Origin of the sequence: Mycobacterium bohemicum DSM 44277, from assembly GCF_001053185.1 — a bacterium.
Taxonomy (GTDB): Bacteria; Actinomycetota; Actinomycetes; order Mycobacteriales; family Mycobacteriaceae; genus Mycobacterium; species Mycobacterium bohemicum.
Genome location: NZ_CSTD01000001.1, coordinates 1389734 through 1404930, shown reverse-complemented (window position 1 = coordinate 1404930; position 15197 = coordinate 1389734). Strand labels below are relative to the sequence as shown.

At 68.1% G+C, this 15197-nt stretch carries 14 protein-coding genes; 11 read left to right on the top strand and 3 right to left on the bottom strand.

The features are described 5' to 3' along the window. The first annotated feature begins 60 nt into the window (after window positions 1–60). From lipL to BN971_RS06325, 4 genes are all read left to right on the top strand, one after another. Window positions 61–1347, top strand: a complete 1287-nt coding sequence (gene lipL / locus BN971_RS06340; protein ID WP_085180294.1) for an esterase/beta-lactamase LipL — start codon at window positions 61–63, stop codon at window positions 1345–1347. A gap of 182 nt (window positions 1348–1529) precedes the next feature. After that, window positions 1530–2780 (top strand): glycosyltransferase family 87 protein, encoded by a 1251-nt coding sequence (locus BN971_RS06335; protein ID WP_139027057.1) that lies wholly within the window; start codon window positions 1530–1532, stop codon window positions 2778–2780. Then, window positions 2765–3040: a hypothetical protein gene (locus tag BN971_RS06330; RefSeq protein WP_139027056.1), complete on the top strand. Its 276-nt coding sequence runs from the start codon at window positions 2765–2767 to the stop codon at window positions 3038–3040. The genes BN971_RS06335 and BN971_RS06330 overlap by 16 nt, the downstream gene beginning before the upstream one ends. 10 nt (window positions 3041–3050) lie before the next feature. Further along, window positions 3051–4496 (top strand): hypothetical protein, encoded by a 1446-nt coding sequence (locus BN971_RS06325; protein WP_085180292.1) that lies wholly within the window; start codon window positions 3051–3053, stop codon window positions 4494–4496. 13 nt (window positions 4497–4509) lie between these two features. Here the strand turns inward: BN971_RS06325 and BN971_RS06320 are convergent, their stop codons facing one another. From BN971_RS06320 to rfbH, 3 genes are read right to left on the bottom strand one after another with little or no spacing between them, the layout of a single operon-like run. Further along, on the bottom strand, window positions 4510–4998 hold the full coding sequence (locus BN971_RS06320; protein ID WP_085180291.1) for a GtrA family protein: 489 nt from the start codon (window positions 4996–4998) through the stop codon (window positions 4510–4512). Continuing rightward, on the bottom strand, window positions 4995–6011 hold the full coding sequence (gene rfbG / locus BN971_RS06315) for a CDP-glucose 4,6-dehydratase (RefSeq protein WP_085180290.1): 1017 nt from the start codon (window positions 6009–6011) through the stop codon (window positions 4995–4997). The genes BN971_RS06320 and rfbG overlap by 4 nt, the downstream gene beginning before the upstream one ends. A 2-nt stretch (window positions 6012–6013) precedes the next feature. Further along, a complete protein-coding gene (rfbH, locus tag BN971_RS06310; RefSeq protein ID WP_085180289.1) occupies window positions 6014–7378 on the bottom strand; it encodes a lipopolysaccharide biosynthesis protein RfbH in 1365 nt (454 codons plus the stop codon). A gap of 148 nt (window positions 7379–7526) precedes the next feature. Between rfbH and rfbF the strand changes: the two genes are divergently transcribed. From rfbF to BN971_RS06275, 7 genes are all read left to right on the top strand, one after another. Next, the gene (gene rfbF / locus BN971_RS06305; protein ID WP_085180288.1) at window positions 7527–8303 is read left to right on the top strand and encodes a glucose-1-phosphate cytidylyltransferase; all 777 of its coding nucleotides are present in this window, start codon (window positions 7527–7529) and stop codon (window positions 8301–8303) included. 5 nt (window positions 8304–8308) lie between these two features. After that, window positions 8309–9241 (top strand): glycosyltransferase family 2 protein, encoded by a 933-nt coding sequence (locus tag BN971_RS06300; RefSeq protein ID WP_245836635.1) that lies wholly within the window; start codon window positions 8309–8311, stop codon window positions 9239–9241. After that, the gene (locus BN971_RS06295; RefSeq protein ID WP_085180286.1) at window positions 9238–11046 is read left to right on the top strand and encodes a thiamine pyrophosphate-binding protein; all 1809 of its coding nucleotides are present in this window, start codon (window positions 9238–9240) and stop codon (window positions 11044–11046) included. The genes BN971_RS06300 and BN971_RS06295 overlap by 4 nt, the downstream gene beginning before the upstream one ends. Before the next feature lie 170 nt (window positions 11047–11216). After that, window positions 11217–12017 carry an aldolase/citrate lyase family protein gene (locus BN971_RS06290; protein WP_085180285.1) on the top strand — a complete coding sequence of 267 codons (801 nt, stop codon included), beginning with the start codon at window positions 11217–11219 and terminating at the stop codon, window positions 12015–12017. 132 nt (window positions 12018–12149) lie between these two features. Further along, window positions 12150–12845, top strand: coding sequence for an SDR family NAD(P)-dependent oxidoreductase (locus tag BN971_RS06285; protein WP_342744110.1), 696 nt, complete (start codon window positions 12150–12152; stop codon window positions 12843–12845). Then, entirely contained in the window at window positions 12842–13924 is a 1083-nt protein-coding gene (locus BN971_RS06280) for a 3-dehydroquinate synthase (protein ID WP_085180283.1), read from the top strand. Before BN971_RS06285 ends, BN971_RS06280 begins: the two co-directional genes overlap by 4 nt. Continuing rightward, window positions 13896–15173 (top strand): sugar kinase, encoded by a 1278-nt coding sequence (locus BN971_RS06275; RefSeq protein WP_085180282.1) that lies wholly within the window; start codon window positions 13896–13898, stop codon window positions 15171–15173. The genes BN971_RS06280 and BN971_RS06275 overlap by 29 nt, the downstream gene beginning before the upstream one ends. The last annotated feature ends 24 nt before the right edge of the window (window positions 15174–15197 follow it).

The window sequence follows — 15197 nt, the reverse complement described above, 5'->3', positions numbered from 1 at the left end:
AAGGATAAATAATCAAATGTTTGCCATCCGGAAGTATGAATTCCAAGTAAATTCGACCTTGTGACGGTGGACACTGGAGTCGATCGACGCGCGGTCGGTGAGCACGATGCCCCTGACGCAGGGCATCGCGTGGCCGGCGCGGCGGACTCACATTTCGGCTGCGTCGTTCGCGCCTTCTCGAGCATGTTTCCCGGGCACCGATTCGGTGGCGGGGCGCTCGCGGTCTACCTCGACGGCCAGCCCGTCATGGACGTGTGGACCGGGTGGTCCGACCGGGCAGGACGCGTGCCGTGGTCGGCGGACACCGCCCCGATGGTGTTCTCGGCGACCAAGGGGATGGCCTCGACGGTCATCCACCGGCTCGTCGATCGGGGCCTGATCGACTACGACACCCCGGTGGCCCGGTACTGGCCGGAGTTCGCGGCCAACGGCAAGGCCGAGATGACGGTCCGCCAGGTGATGCGGCACCAGGCCGGCCTGTCCGGGCTGCGCGGCGCCACCATGGACGAGTTGCTGGACCACCTCGGGATGGAGGAGCGGCTCGCGGCGGCGGCCCCGGGCCGGCTGTTCGGCAAATCCGCCTACCACGCACTGACCTACGGGTGGCTGATGTCCGGGCTGGCGCGGGCCGTCACCGGCAAGGGCATGCGCACGCTGTTCCGCGAGGAGCTGGCCGAACCGCTGGCCACCGACGGCGTTCACCTGGGCCGCCCGCCGGCCGGGTCGTCCACCCGGGTCGCCGAAATCATCATGCCGCAGAGCTTCGTCAGGAACCGGGTGGTCAGCTGCGTGACCCGCAGGGCGGCCCACCAGCTCTCCGGCGCGTTCCGCTCGATGTACTTCGAGGGCGTGGTGAAGGCCGTCCAGGGTCACACCCCGCTGCTGGATGCCGAGATCCCGGCGGCCAACGGGGTGGTCACCGCCCGCGCTCTGGCGCGGATGTACGGCGCGATCGCCAACCACGGCGAGGTCGACGGCACCCAGTTCCTGTCGCGTGAGCTGGTCGACCGCCTGACCGGTCAGCGGGACCTGCGGCCGGACCGAAACCTGGTGATTCCCTTGAGCTTCAACCTCGGCTACCACAGCGTGCCGTTCCTGAACGTGATGCCCGGGTTCGGGCACGTCGGGCTGGGCGGGTCGCTGGGCTGGGCCGATCCCTCGACCGGCCTGGCCTTCGCGTTCGTGCACAACCGGCTGTTGTCGCCGTTCGTGCTCTCCGACCACGCGGGATTCGTCGGGATCAGCGCCCTGCTGCGGCAGGCCGCGGCCAGGGCCCGCACGCGCGGCTTCGAGCCGGTGACGGAATTCGGGTCGCCGTACTCCGATGCGGGGGCCGTCGCCGGTTAGTCAGCCAAACCGGTTGGGCCGCAACGGCTTCGATCCCCCGTGCCGGACATCGGGGGAGGGACCGCGGGATCGGCGGCGCGATTCCGGCTAACCGGCCACGGCGCTGGGTTAGACTGCCGAGCGGTTGAGCCCAGGGGCGCGGCGGTCCCACTTGTGATTCCCGGGGAATCGAGGAGATGCGTGTGAAGCGACCCGTCGAGGTGCTGCGGGGCGCGGGCCCGGCGGTCCGAGACCGCGCCGTGGAAGTCGCCAACCAGCCCGCCCGCACGATCCTGCTGGGCACCGTGCTGCTGGCCTCGGCGCTATCGGCGGTCACGTGCTACGTGCTCACCCAATACTTCTCGCTCGACGTGCTGTCGTATCTGGTGGCTATCCCGGAGGACTGCTGGCTCGACTGGGGTGTCAACGTCGGGCGGCACTGCTTCAGCGACTTCTCGGTCCCGGTGGGTTACGCCCTGCGCGCCAACCCGTGGGATCCCTACCCGATCTACGGGCTGCCCGATTTCACAGCGGCGCACAACAACTACGTGGCGGCCGGCATGCTGCCGCAGACGGTGTTCGGGCTCCTGGGCAAAGGGCTGGGCGTGCCACGGTTGGGCCTGTTCGCCTACCTACTGGCGCTGACGGTGTGCGTCCTCACCCCGGCCGCCTGGGCGGCCAGGGGGGCCCGCGGCCTGGAGCGGGTGGTGGTCTTCGTGGCCTGCGGGATGGTGGCCATTCCGGCGTGGACGGTCATCGACCGGGGCAACTCGCTGGGATTCCTGGTGCCCGTCGCCCTGGTGTTCCTGGTGGCGCTGTGCCGGGGGCGCTGGGGACTGGTCACGGTCATGGTGATCCTGGCGGCGCTGGTGAAGCCGCAGTTTGCCCTGCTGGCCATCGTGCTGTTCGCGGCGCGGCAGTGGCGGCTGGGCGGCATCGCCGTCGGCGGGGTGGCCGTGACGAACCTGGCCGCCTTCCTGTTGTGGCCGCGCGACTTTCCGCACACCATCGCGCAGGCGATCCACAACACCTTGGGCTACGGCTGGTTTCAGCAACTCGTCGGCCTGCGCAACGTGTCGTTCGCGCGGGCCTTGCTGTGGCTCCCCGACGCCGTGAAGTCCTCACAAACGGGCGGGACGATACCCGACGGATTCCTGGCCGCGCCGCGCTCGTTGATCGGTTACGTCATCGTCCTGGTGGTCGTCGCCTGCGTCGTGATGCTCGGACGGCGCATCCCGCCGGTCATGGTGGGCATCGTGTTGCTCGCCACCGCCGCGCTGTTTCCGGCGCTGGTGGCCGACTACTACCTGGTGTTCGCCCTGCCCGTCGCCGCGGTCATCGCCCGGGACCCGGACGGGCCGCCCGGCACGGGGAGGGGATCTTCGACCGGCCCGCGGCCGTGGGCGGCCGCCGCCCCGTGGTGGCCCTCACCGTCAGCGTGGCCACCGCGCTGAGCATCGCCCAGATCGCGATCTCGACCCAGCCGATCAAGGAGCCGATCCTGGGCCAGATGGGCGCCGTCGGCATCGTGGGCTACCGCACGCTGGCCTTGACCACCGTCGGACTGACGCCACTCTTCTGGCTCATCGCGTGCACGGCGATCATCGTCTCCTATGCGCGCCGTCCCGCATCGACGGGAGAGACCACCGTCAAACAGGCCGGCGGCGAGGCGGAATCGGGTGCGCCGCTTCGCGCCTCGGAAGCACCGGCCTGAGGCCAGTCGAGTGGTAGACGAACCCGCCGCGCGCGGCACCGATTCGGGCATCCGCGGGCGGCTCGCGACGACCTGCGGCCAGTCCGAGCGCAACATCCTGCTGGGCACCGTGCTGTTGGCGTCCGCGATTTCGGCGGTCATGACTTACGTTCTGACCCAGTACTTTTCGATCGACGCCATGTCGTCGCTGATCCTGGTCCCCGAGGACTGCTGGCTCGACTGGGGCACCAGGGTGGGCCGGCACTGCTTCAGCGACTACCCCTGGCAGGTCAGCATGGCGCTGCGGCCGAATCCCTGGCAGCCCTACCCGATTTTCCTGCCTCCCGATTACCGGCCGTTCCCCAATCCCTATCCGGCCGCCGCGATGGTCCCGCATGTGATCTTCGGGCTGCTCGGCAAGTGGCTGGGCGCGCCGCGGGTGGGGATGCTGGCCTACCTGCTGGTGTTGACGGTCTCCGTGCTCAGCCCGGCCGCGTGGGCGGCCCGCGGCGCGCGTGGCCTCGAGCGGGTGGTGGTCTTCGTGGCGTGCGGGCTGGCGGCCATCCCGGCGTGGTACGTGGTGGACCGCGGCAACTCCGCCGGCTTCGTGGTGCCGGTCGCGCTCGTCTTCCTGGTGGCCCTGGGCCGGCGGCGATGGGGCCTGGTCGCGATCATGGTGATCCTGATCGCCTTGCTGAAGCCGCAATTCGTCGTGCTGGCCGTTGCGTTGTTCGCGGTCCGGCGGTGGCGACTGGGGACCGTGGCGGTGGCCGCGGCCGCGGTCGGAAACATCGCCGCCTATCTGTTCTGGCCCAGAGACTTTCCCGGGACCGTCCTGCAGTCGATCCGAAACACCCTCGGCTACGGCAACTTCCACATGCGAGTCAGCAACGAGAACGTGTCGTTCGGCAAGGGGCTGCTCACCATCCCCGACGCCATCAAGGCGCAGCAGACCGGCGGCACGATCCCCGATGGCTTCCTCGCCGCCCCGCGGTCGTTGATCGGGTACGGCGTCCTGCTCGTCGTGGTCGTCGCCGTTGTGGTGCTCGGCCGGCGCATCCCGCCGGTGATGTCTGGCGTCCTGCTGTTGACGACCGCATCGCTGTTCCCCGCCGTCAGCAATCGCTATTACCTGGTGCTGGCGCTGCCGATCGCCGCCGTCCTGGTCCGGGATCCCGACGGCCCGCCGGGGGCGGGCATCTTCGACGGCTTTCGCGCGCTGGGGGACCGCCGCCGCGCGCTGGGCGTCTGGCTCAGCCTCGTCACCGCGCTCACGCTCGCCCAGATTCCGCTGCCGAGCCCGCCGGTCCAGGCGCAGATCGCCGGGCAGATGGGTGCCGTCGGGGTGATCGGCAGCCGACCGGTCGTCGTCACCACGGTCCTGTTCGCGCCGCTGCTGTGGCTGGTCACGTGCCTGGCGATCGTGATCTCCTATGCGCGCAGGCCGGGCCCCTCACGTGAGTCCGCGGACGCCTGAAATCCGTTGCGCGTCAAACCGGCCGTTCATCCTGGACGTCGGCGGCACTGCGCCGGAACGAGAAATGCCGGTGGCCGAAGTAGCTCAGCAGCGTCGTCGCCGCCACGATGATCGCCTGCGCGGGAATGCGCTGCATTCCGAGCTCGACCAGCAGCGGCAAGGCGACGGCATTGATGCCGAGCCCGGTGAGGTACACGCTCCAGAAGCGCAGCAGGTCGCGCAACACATGCCCCTGCACCCGGAACACGAACCGCCGGTGCATCACGAAGGCGAACAGGACGCTCAGCACATGCGAGATCGCGATGGTCACCAACGTCCCGGCGAGCTTGCCGAACCGCTGGTCGACCGTGTGGCCCACGGTCACCGAACACACCACGAAGATCCCGAAGCCGACGACCGTGTTGATCACACCAACGATGAGGAAGGCGACCCGCTGGTCGCGAAAGAGGCGGATGAGCGGGCCCGGCGCCGCGGGCTCGGCCGGCTGGTCGAACTCCGTCACGGCAGGCCGTCGAACGCGGCGATCTGCTCGCGGGTCACGGTGAGCGGATCGGCGCCCCCGTGCACGCGCCGCTCCCAGTCGATCGTCCACGCCAGCGCGTCGCGGAAGCCCAGCCTGTTACGCCAACCCAGTTCGCGCTGCGCCTTCGACGCGTCGAGGGCCAGAAGATTGGCCTCGTGCGGATGGACCCCGGGCTGAAGGTCCCAGTGCGCGCCGCCGCCCCACAGTTCGGCCGCCAGCGTGGCCACCCGGCCGACCTCGACGAAACTGTCCCGGCCCGGCCCGAAGTTCCACTCACCGGAGCCCGAGCCGCCCAGCAACGCGTCGGCCAGGGTCAGGTATCCGTTCAGGCAGTCCAGCACGTGCTGCCACGGCCGCACCGCCCGGGGGAACCGCAACAGCGGCGCCCGGCCCTGCGCGTAGGCCGCGATCAGGTCCGGCACCAGCCGGTCCCGGCTGATGTCGCCGCCGCCAATCACGTTGCCGCCCCGGGCAATTGCGGTGGGGCACCCGGGAAAGCTGCGGACCCAGGACTGGGTCAGCAGGTCGGCCATCGCCTTGGACGCGCTGTAGGGATCGTCGCCGCCCAGGGGATCGCTCTCGACGTACCCGGCTTCCTGGTTGACGTTGCGGTACACCTTGTCGGTGGTGATCACGACGTGCGCGCGCACCGACCCGGTGGCGGCGACGGCCTGCAGCACGTTGAGCGTTCCGACGGCGTTGGTCTCGTAGGTGTAGCGCGGATTGCGGTAGCCCTCCCGCACCAACGACTGGGCGGCCATGTGCACCACCACGTCCGGGGCCGCGGCGGACACCGCCGCCGCGGTGGCTTCCGCGTCGCGGATGTCCACCCGGAAATCCGACACGAGCAGGTCGGCGAGCCCTGCCCGCTTGTACAGGCCACCCTCGTCCGGGTCGAGCGCCAGCCCGGACACCTGATGCCCGCGGCCGAGCAGGAGCAGCGCGAGCCAGGGCCCTTTGAACCCGGTGTGCCCGGTGATCAGATAGTGCACGGCTACCGGGCGGCCTCGCCCATGTACTCGCGGATCGAGTCGGCCAGGAAATCGAGCATCGGCCGCGTCAGGCCCGGGTAGGTGCCGACCCAGAACGTCCGGTTCATCACGATGTCGGTGTTGGTCAAATCGCCCACGATCCGGAAATCCACGTCACGGTAGGCCGGTTGCTTGACCAGGTTACCGGCGAACAGCTGCCGGAAACCGATCTTGCGCTCGTCGAGGAACTGCATGAACTTGGTGCGGTCGACCGGGTGCGCGGGGTCCAGCGTGATCGGGAAGCCGAACCAGGACGGGTCGGACTTCGGCGTCGCCACCGGCAGGATGAGCCCCTCGACCCCGGACAGCCGTGCCGTCAGGTAGTCGAAGTTGTCCTTGCGCGCCTGGACGAATCCGTCGAGCTTGGTCAATTGCGACAGGCCCAGCGCGGCCTGCATGTCGGTGGCCTTCAGGTTGTAGCCGATGTGGCTGTAGATGTACTTGTGGTCGTAGCCCTTGGGCAGGTCGCCGAGCTGCCACTCGAACCGTTTCTGGCAGGTGTTGTCGTTGCCGGGCGCGCAGTAGCAGTCCCGGCCCCAGTCGCGGAACGACTCCACCTGTTTGCGGACCAGCGCCGACTTGACGAACACGGCCCCGCCCTCGCCGGTGGTGATGTGGTGGGCGGGGTAGAAGCTCACCGTCGCGGTGTCGCCGAAACTGCCGGTGCGCTGGCCGTTGTAGGTGGAACCGAGCGCGTCGCAGGAGTCCTCGACCAGCCACAGGCCGTGCTTGTCGCACAACTCCTGCACGGTGTCCAGGTCGAACGGGTTGCCCAGCGTGTGGGCCATCATGATCGCGCGGGTCTTGGGCCCGACGGCCTCGGCGAGCCGCTCCGGGATGGCGTCGTAGGTCCCCAGCTCGATGTCCACCACGACCGGTCGCAGCCGGTTCTGGATGATCGGGTTGACGGTGGTGGGGAACCCGGAGGCCACCGTCAGCACCTCGTCGCCGGCCTCCAGCGGCCGCTTGCCGAACCTCTTCTTGTTCTTGCCCAGCTTTGGGCTGGTCAGCGCGCTCAGCGCGCACAGGTTGGCGCTGGAACCGCTGTTGACGAAGACGGCGCCGCGGGCCCCCACGTAGCGGGAAAGGGCGCGCTCGAACAGCGGATGGAACCGCCCCGCGGTCAACCAGCCGTCGAGCGACGCGTCCACCAGGGCGGCGAAATCCTCCGGGTCCAGAACCTTGCCGGAAACCGGGACCGGCGTGGTGCCGGCCACGAACTCCGAGGTCGCCAGCTTGCGCTTCGCGTATCCGCGAACCGCCGCGAGGATATCCGCGCGTTCCGCCTCGAGCCCGTCCCCCGAAGTCTGGGTGTCGAGTGTTGAAATGAGAGCTCCTCAGCGTGTCCGATCCCTACAGGTGCGGCGCGAAAACCCGTCGGGCGCGTCGCCGCATTGCTAGTGTGTCACCTGCGCGACGCTGCGTCAGCGGAACGGCGCTGGGGGATTGCATACCCGTGAGATTGGAAGACAGGTCATGAAAGCCGTACTCCTGGCGGGGGGACTGGGCACGCGCATGCGTGAGGAGACCGAGTTCCGCCCCAAGCCGATGGTCGAGGTCGGTGGCCGCCCGGTGCTCTGGCACATCATGAAAATCCTTGGCCACCACGGTATCTGCGAGTTCATCGTGTGCACGGGTTACAAGAGCGAATACATCAAGGACTACTTCTCGAACTACGGGGTGTCCAACCTGGACTTCACCATCACCCTCGGTGACCAGTCGAGCATCCGCTACCACGGCTCGCACGCCGAATTCGATTGGCAGGTAACCGTTGCCGACACCGGCCTGAGCACGATGACCGGCGGCCGGATCAAACGCGTGCAGAAGTACGTGGGCAACGAGACTTTTTTGTGCACCTACGGCGACGGCATCGCGGACGTGGACATCCACGCGTTGATCAAGTTTCACCGCGAGCATGGCAAGCTGGCCACCGTGACGGCGACCCAGCCGATGAGCCGCTTCGGGGTCCTCGACCTCGAGCAGGACGGCGCCGTCGCCAAGTTCCGGGAGAAGCCCAAGACCGACGACTGGATCAATATCGGCTACTTCGTCTTCGAGCCCGGCGTCTTCGACTATCTGGAGGGCGACGAGACTGTGCTGGAGGAAAAGCCGCTGCTGCGGCTGGCCGAGGACCGGCAGATCGCCGCGTTCCCCCACCGCGGGTTCTGGCAGCCGATGGACACCTTCCGGGAATCCCAGCTGCTGAACAACCTGTGGAGCAGCGGTAACCCGCCGTGGAAGGTGTGGGAGTAGGTGGAGTGAAAAAGAAGATCGCCGTCATCGCCCCCGCCTACAACGAGAGCGAATGCGTCGAGGAGCTGGCCCGCCAGCTGGCCGCGGTGTTCGACTCCGAGCCCGAGTACGACTTCGAGGCGATCATCGTCGAGAACGGCTCGAGCGACGACACGATGGACAAGCTGCTCAAGATCCATGCCGCGGATCCGCGGTTCAAGATCGTGCAGTTGGCGCGCAACTTCCGGATGGACGGGGGCCTGACGGCCGGCCTCAACGTCGTCGACGCGGACGCGGTCGTGCTGATGACCGCCGACCTGCAGGACCCGCCGGACTTCATCCCGGACATGATCCGGGCGTGGGAACAGGGCTACGAGAACGTCTACGGGGTGGTGACCGAGCGCGGTGGCACCGGGCCCATCCGCAGGATGAACTCCCAGCTGTTCTACTGGCTGGCGGGCCGGCTCACCGACGACCGAATCACCAGTAACGCCAGCGATTTTCGTTTGGTGGACCGCAAGGTGTACGAGGCGGTCCGCTCGATGGACGAACGTAACCGGTTCGTGCGCGGCCTGTTTTCGTGGGTGGGCTTCAAGTCGATCGGGTTGCCGATGAAGCGGGCGCCCCGATTCGCCGGCGAATCCAAGGCCTACACGTTCAAGGTGCTCGACCTGGCGGGCAAGGGCATCCTCGCCCATTCCTACGTGCCCCTGCGGATCATCACGTTGACCGGCTTTTTCCTGAGCGGCATCGCGGCCGTCGCCGTGCTCCTGCTGGCGGTGCGCTTCGTCTTCTACGGGGTGCCGTTCCCCGGCTTCGGCTCGCTGATCTGCCTGATGCTGGTCGGTTTCGGGATCGTCACCCTGCTGCTCGGTGTCGTCGGCGAGTACCTGGCGCTGATCTACGAGGAGGTCAAGCAGCGCCCCAACTTCGTCGTCACCCGGAAGGTGGGCGTGTGACGGCCCCGTCGAAGTACTCGGATCAGCTGGTCGACTGGCTGGTGGGCGCCGGCTACACCCACTGCTTCTTCGTCGCCGGCGGCAACATCATGCACCTGCTGAACTCGGTGCGGACTCGAATGGTGTGCGTGCCGTTCGTGCACGAGGTGGGCGCGGCCATCGCGACCGAATACTTCAACGCCGCGCGCGACGAGGGCGGCGGCCGAGCCTTCGCGCTGGTGACGGCGGGGCCGGGCATCACCAACGCGCTCACCGGTGTAGCCGGCGCGTGGCAGGAAAGCCGCGAGCTCCTTGTCATCGGCGGGCAGGTCAAGAGCAGCGATCTGAGCCGCGGGGCCGTGCGTCAACGCGGCATCCAGGAGATCGACAGCGTCGAGCTGGTGCGCAGCATCACCAAGCGGGCGCTGCGCATCGAGCGGCCGGTAGGCCGCGACCTCGTCCTCGACGCGGTTCTGCAAGGCCGCACACCGAGGCAGGGACCGGTGTTCCTCGACGTTTGCCTGGACGCGCAGGCGGCCGCGCCGCTGCCGGGTCAGGGCCCGGTCGCGCTGCCGGACGCGGCCCCCTTGCCCGGCGTCCCGTCGGACCAGGTGAGCCACGTCGCGGCGTGGGTGCGTGAGTCCGAGCGACCCGTCGTGTTGGTCGGCGGCGGGGTGAGCCGTGCGGCCGCGCGCGCCCTGAGCCGGCGCACCGCAGCCGCGGGAATCCCGCTCATGACGACCTGGAACGGCGCGGACCGGGTGCCCGCCGAACACCCGATGTACGCGGGCCGCCCGAACACGTGGGGACAGCGCTCGGCCAACCTCCTCATCCAGCAGGCGGACCTGGTCGTCGCCGTCGGCACGCGGCTGGGACTGCAGCAGACCGGGTTCGCCTGGGAAGAATTCGCCCCCGTCGGGCGGGTGGTGCAAGTCGACATCGACGCGGCCGAGCTGGAAAAGGGGCACCCCCGGGTCGATCTCCCGCTCTGCGGGGACGCCGACCGGTTCATGGCCGACCTCTACGGTTGCGACCTGGGCGACGCCGCGCGATGGCAGCCTTGGCGGGAGTTCATCGCCTCGGTCCGAACGGAACTGCCGCTGAATGACCCGCAGAACGTAACGGCCCCCGGCTACGTCAAGCCGTACGAGTTCGCGATGCGGCTGGGCGAGGTCGCCGCCGCCGACGCGGTCATCGTCCCCTGCAGCAGCGGGGGATCGTTCACGGTCACCATGCAGGCCCTGCAATTGCGGGCTGATCAGCGAATGCTGTCCAACAAGGCGATCGCCAGCATGGGCTACGGCCTGTCCGGGGCGATCGGGGCGGCACTGGCCAACCCGGGCCGGCAGGTAGTGCTCAGCGAGGGCGACGGCGGGTTCGCGCAAAACCTGCAGGAACTCGGCACCCTCGCCGCCACCGGCGTCAACCTCAAGGTCTTCGTGCTCAACAACAACGGGTACGCGTCGATCAGGATGACCCAACGCAACTACTTCGGGGGGGCCTGGGTGGGCTGCGACGCGCAGACCGGGCTCGGGCTGCCCAGCTGGGAGGCGCTGGCACGGGCATACCGGATCCCGTTCGCCCAGCTCGACCCCGACTCCGGCCTCGATGCCCCCTCGGTCCGCGCCCTGCTGGAAGCCGACGGTCCGGCGCTCATCGAGGTGCCCATCGACCCCGACCAGACCTACTACCCGAAGATCAGCTCAGCCGTGCAGGCCGACGGGTCGATGAAGTCGAATCCGCTGCACCGGATGAGCCCCGACTTGCCGTCTGACGTGGAGCGGCGGGTCGCCGTGCATCTGGGCGCCGCGGTTCCGCAGGTCTGATGCGCGACCTGATAACGGCGCAATAACAGCGCAATTGCTGCGCACCTGCGCCAATCCGGCCTCATTTTGACGGCATTTAGGTCGCCGTTTTGTTGAAAACCGCCCGCGAAAACGGATGACGCGGAATCATACTTGCCAGATCAATGGGGGGTCCTAGCTGGGGAGGCACGGTGAATAAGACCGAACGGCAGATGTCGGAGATTCTGCGCGAGGGCAAAGAAAAGCACGGCGTGGTGAGCGTGAAGGCCGAGTTCGAGGCCGAGGGGACTCGGATCGACGAACTGCTGCGCCTGGTCGACATCGCCCGGTCCGCGGGTCTGCCGCTGACCGTCAAGATCGGTGGCTGCGAGGCGATGCGTGACCTGCTGGAGGCCAAGCAGATCGGCGTCCGCTACATCGTCGCGCCCATGGTCGAGACCGCCTACGCGCTCTCGAAGTACATCGCGGCCAAGAACGCCGTCTACGACGAGGACGAGGAGCTCGACACCGACTTCTTGTTCAACCTCGAGACGATCACGGGCTACAACAACATCGACGAGATGCTGGACCTGGCCAACAAGGGCCGCGGCGTGCACGGCATCGTGTTCGGGCGCGTCGACTTCACCGGATCGCTGGGCCAGACCCGCGAGACGATCAACACCCCCGAGATCACCAAATACGTGACCACCGTTGCCGAGAAGGCGAAGGCGGCCGGCCTCGACCTCGTCTTGGGTGGCGCCATTTCCAGCGACACGCTGAACGTCATCCGCGATGTCGCGCAGGTGCACCTGACGCGTTTCGAGACCCGCAAGGTGGTGTTCGACGGCTCGGCGGGCACGCTCGACTCCATCGCCGACGGTCTGCTCAACGCGGTGCACTTCGAATTGCTGTGGCTGCTCAACAAGCGCGACTACTACGGCCACATCACCGACGAGGACGCCAAGCGGATCGAGATGCTCGACGCCCGCTGGAAGGTGCTCAACCACCACTGAGCGCGATCTGTTCGCTTCCTGTTGCCGCCGCCGGTCCGCCGACGGCGGCAACGGGCGCTAATGTGGACCCGCGCAAATCAGGAGGGGCGAACTTGACCGTTTCCGGCCGGGCGGGCGGCTCCGTCCGCGATCGTGGGCTCTGAAAGCCACGTGACTTCCAGCTCTTCGCAGCGGGCGCTCGTCACGGGAGCGTCCAGGGGAATCGGCCGGTGCGTGGCTGACGCGTTGCAATCCAGAGGAATTCGTGTGTTGAGACCCGGCCGTCAGGAATTGGATCTCGCCGCGCCCGAATCGGTTGCCGCCTACCTCGCCGCCCTCGAGGACGGGGTGGACATTCTGGTGCTCAACGCCGGAGTCAACAATCCGGAGCCGGTGGGGGAGATTTCGCAAGAGAACTGGTCGGCCACCCAGCAGGTGAACGTGAACGCCAATCTGCAACTCCTGCAAGGTCTGCTGCCCCGGATGGCCGCCGCGGGATACGGCAGGGTGGTCGCCATATCCAGCGTGTACGCCCATCGCGCCCGCCGCGGCCGGGTGGCCTACAGCGCCTCCAAGGCCGCGATCGAGGAGATGATGCGGTCGGTGGCCGTGGAGTATGGCCGTTTCGGTGTGTTGGCCAACTGCGTGGCCCCGGGATTCGTGCTCACCGACCTCACCTACCAGAACAACGACGCCGAGCAGCTCCAAGCGCTGGCCGAGCGCATCCCGGTCGGCCGCCTCGCCGAGCCCGAGGAAATCGCGTCCTTCATCTCCTGGCTGGTGTCCGCCGACAACACCTACATCACGGGGCAGTCCATCGCGATCGACGGAGGTTTCTTGTGCGTATGACCCAGGATCGGATGATCATCAAGTCCGAGCAGGGCGACTACCCGGTGGACTTCGTCCCCGAGGTTTCGATGGTCCCCGCGCTGGTCGACTCGGGCGCCGAGACCTTCGTGATCATCGACGAGGCGCTGGTCGAGCTCTACGGTGACGCCCTGAGTGGGCTGCTGGAACACCCGACGTACCGGATCGAGGCGAACGAGGAGAGCAAAACCCTCTCCGGCGTAAGCCATTTCGTCGACTGGCTGCTGGAAAACAAGGCGACCCGATCGGCGCACATCGTGGCGGTCGGCGGTGGCGTCATACAGGATGTGGCGACCTTCACGTGCCACATCTACTACCGCGGGGTGCCGTGGACGTTTGTCCCGACGACGCTGCTCAGCCAGGCGGACAGCTGCATCGGGGCGAAATCCAGCATCAACGTGCTCCCGCTGAAAAACCAGCTGGGCGTGTTCCACTCGCCCGGCCACGTCGTCATCTGCTCGGAGTTCTTGAACAGCCTGCCGGAGGTGGAGATCGATTCCGGATACGGCGAGATATACAAGCTGGCGCTCACCAACGAGGGCGCCTTCTTCGACGAGCTCGTCGAGGCGCTGCGCGACGGCGGCCACCGCAACCCGCACGCTCTGCAGATGATCCGCAACGCCCTGGAGAGCAAGCGGCTGGTCATCGAGCAGGACGAGCACGAGTCGGATCTGCGGCGCGTGCTCAACTACGGTCACAGCTTCGGCCACGCCCTGGAAGCGCTCACCCACAACGAGGTTCCGCACGGTATCGCGGTGATGTGGGGCATGGATCTCATCAATTTCCTCGGCGTGCAATGGGGATTGACCAATCCCGAGACCGCCGAACGGATCCGCACCGTCCTCGCCGCGAACACCGACTACACCATCGCGGCCATTCCGTCCGCGCGCGAACTCGTGGATACGCTCAAGCGCGACAAGAAGGTGCGCAAGGGCGTCATGTACTTCGCCGTGCTGCACGACGAGGGCGATCTGAGGATCGTGCCGAAGCCGCTCGACGAGACCCTCGTGGCCGAGGTCGCGGAATACCTCGATGGCACACCGCTGTTCGCTTCTCGTTGACCTCGGCGCCACCTACGTCAAGGCGGCGGTGCTGCATCCCGACGACGGCATCGCCGGCGAACGGAAGTTCCCGTTCCCGCCGTTCTCCTCGCTGGACGGTCCGCACCGCACCGTCGACCCCGCCACCGTACTGGCGGCCGTCGAAGCGGCCATCCACTCAGTCCTCGGGCTGGCCGGTCGCCCTGAGCTGATCCTGCTCAGCGGCCAGATGCACGGCTGGACGCTGACCGACGAACGCAACGTCCCACACCTTCGGTTGGCCACCTGGCAGGACAACCGGGCGCTGATGCTGTGCGACGGGATCAGCTTCCTTGATCGCCTTCGTGCCACGCTGCCACCCGAGGTGTGGCATGCCGTCGGCAACGAACTGCGCCCCGGCCTCCCCGTAGCCGGTGTCTACGCAACCGATCTCACGGCGCTCGACGGCCCGCTCCGCCTGCACAGCCTGCTGTCCTGGGTGGCGGCGTCACTCACCGAGGATGCGACGTTCCTCCAGCACGCCACCGACGCGGCCGCCTCGGGCATGTACGACCTCAGGGCCGGTGCGTGGTCGCAGGAGATCGCCAATGTGATTGGTGGGCAGAGGTTGTCACTGCCACAAGTGACCGCGGTGCCGACCGTGGTGGGTGTCCACCGCGGGTCGGGCGCCGCGGTCGTGACCCCGGTGGGCGACCAGCAGGCTGCCCTTCTGGGTGCGGGGATCGACGCGGGCGTCACGGCTTTCAACATCTCGACCGGGGGGCAGGTGGCCCGGCTCGGCGATGGGCACGCGGGGGACGATTGCCAGACGCGCCCGTACTTTGACGGGCGGCTGCTGCACACCAAGACGCACCTGCCGGCCGGGCGAGCGCTCACCCGGGGGGTCGCACTGCTGTCCCGCGGGCGAGCCGACGAGGAGGCTTGGCGGTGGGCGGCCGAGGCGGCGGCCGCGCCCGGGCGATCCGGGATGCTGCGCGCGCAGCCGACCTTCGCGGGGCCCGGCGGGGGCGGATGGTCCGGCATCACCGAAGCCGACAGCGCCGAAGACCTGCTGCGGGCACTCGTCGCGTCCGTTGCCGCCCCGTATGTCGACGGCGCGGCGGACGTCGGGTTCCAACCCGGCGACGAGCTGCTGTTCTGCGGGGGAGTGGCCCAGCGGTTCGGCCCGCTGCGTGACGCGATCCGGGCCGGGCTCGGCCGTCCGGCGAGGGTTGCGGCGGGAGGGGACATGGCGCTACGGGGGCTGGCCGTGTTGGCGGGCCGGATGTAGGGACCTGTGCGCCGACCTGCACCT

Excerpts from the sequence above, each read along its gene's own strand:
- rfbF (WP_085180288.1), top strand. The coding sequence starts at position 7,527 with ATGAAAGCCGTACTCCTGGCGGGGGGACTGGGCACGCGCATGCGTGAG.
- BN971_RS06280 (WP_085180283.1), top strand. The coding sequence starts at position 12,842 with ATGACCCAGGATCGGATGATCATCAAGTCCGAGCAGGGCGACTACCCG.
- BN971_RS06275 (WP_085180282.1), top strand. The coding sequence starts at position 13,896 with ATGGCACACCGCTGTTCGCTTCTCGTTGACCTCGGCGCCACCTACGTC.